Below are 1119 nucleotides of genomic sequence, written 5' to 3'. Positions count from 1 at the left end.
CCATCGACAGCGTTTATGACGATGTGGGTGAAGTGCATGGGCCCGTGCAAAGTGGTGGTCGCACCGACGATACCCAGCCAGCCTTCAGTGGCAAGGCCGAGGCCAACAGTACCGTGATCATTCGTGATTTTGGTTCTGAAATTGGGCGCGTGCGAGCTGATGCCGAGGGCAATTGGAGCTTTACGCCGGACGTAGCGCTGATCAGCGGTGCGCATGCGATCACCGTGGTTGCAGTGAATCAGGCGGGCACTGTTAGTGCGCCCTCGGAGGTGTTCAATTTCACCGTGAGCCTGCTGCCGATGATTGCGCCCAGCATCGACTCGATCTACGACGCCGTTGGCATGGCAACGGGTCCACTGAAGAGTGGCGCAGTGACTGACGACGATATGCCGTTGATCAGCGGCAAGGGCGAGCCGAACAGCATTCTCATGCTGACCGACAATGGTGTCGAATTGGCGCGTGTGCAGGTGGATGCGGCGGGTAACTGGTCGTACCAGCCGCTGGAGGCGTTGAGCAAGGGGCTGCACAACCTTGTTGCCACCGAGGTGGATGCGCAGGGCAATGCCGGTGCGTCATCGGGCGTCTTTGGGTTCCGCGTTGTGGAACTGGGTGGTATCGGTGGGATTGAGAATTTTGATGGTTTGCTTGATGGATACCATGACTTGGGTACTCAAGATGTGGTTCTATCGACGGGAGTGAAAGTAAGCGGATTCTTCACAGTCAACGATATGGGGTGGACTGAGAACAGCGTTGGTATGCGGCCAGATGAAGTCGGCAAGGTCCTATCTACAGTTGGTGGCGCTGTAATCAATCTTGAGCTTCCGTCGGAAAGCTCGTTTGTATCGTTCGTGTACTTCACGGGGAATGTGGGTGCTTCTGCAGTTTATCTCGACCAACGCGGCGTGGAGATTGGCCGCTCACAGTTGGTTTACGACAACAAAGGTTTAAAGCGACTTTCTTTTGAAGCGCCAGAGGGCGTGCTTGTTGCTTCGATTCAACTTACGGCGCCTAAGGATGCTCTGAACAATTCCTCGGCGACAATAGCGCAAGGTTCGACGGATGACGACGATGCAGCTGAGCTTCGGGGACGCGGAACACACGGGCAAGCGGAAGAAGACG

The 1119-nt window shown here is 56.0% G+C and carries 1 protein-coding gene; it reads left to right on the top strand.

Translation table 11 applies throughout. The features are described 5' to 3' along the window. Positions 1-1119, top strand: a 1119-nt coding sequence (locus tag ACVOL0_RS20360) for an Ig-like domain-containing protein (RefSeq protein WP_481550627.1), incomplete at both ends; no start/stop codon positions are given.

The sequence above is a fragment of the Stenotrophomonas sp. STEN021 genome (assembly GCF_056760175.1).
This window is presented reverse-complemented; position numbering and strand designations above follow the sequence as displayed.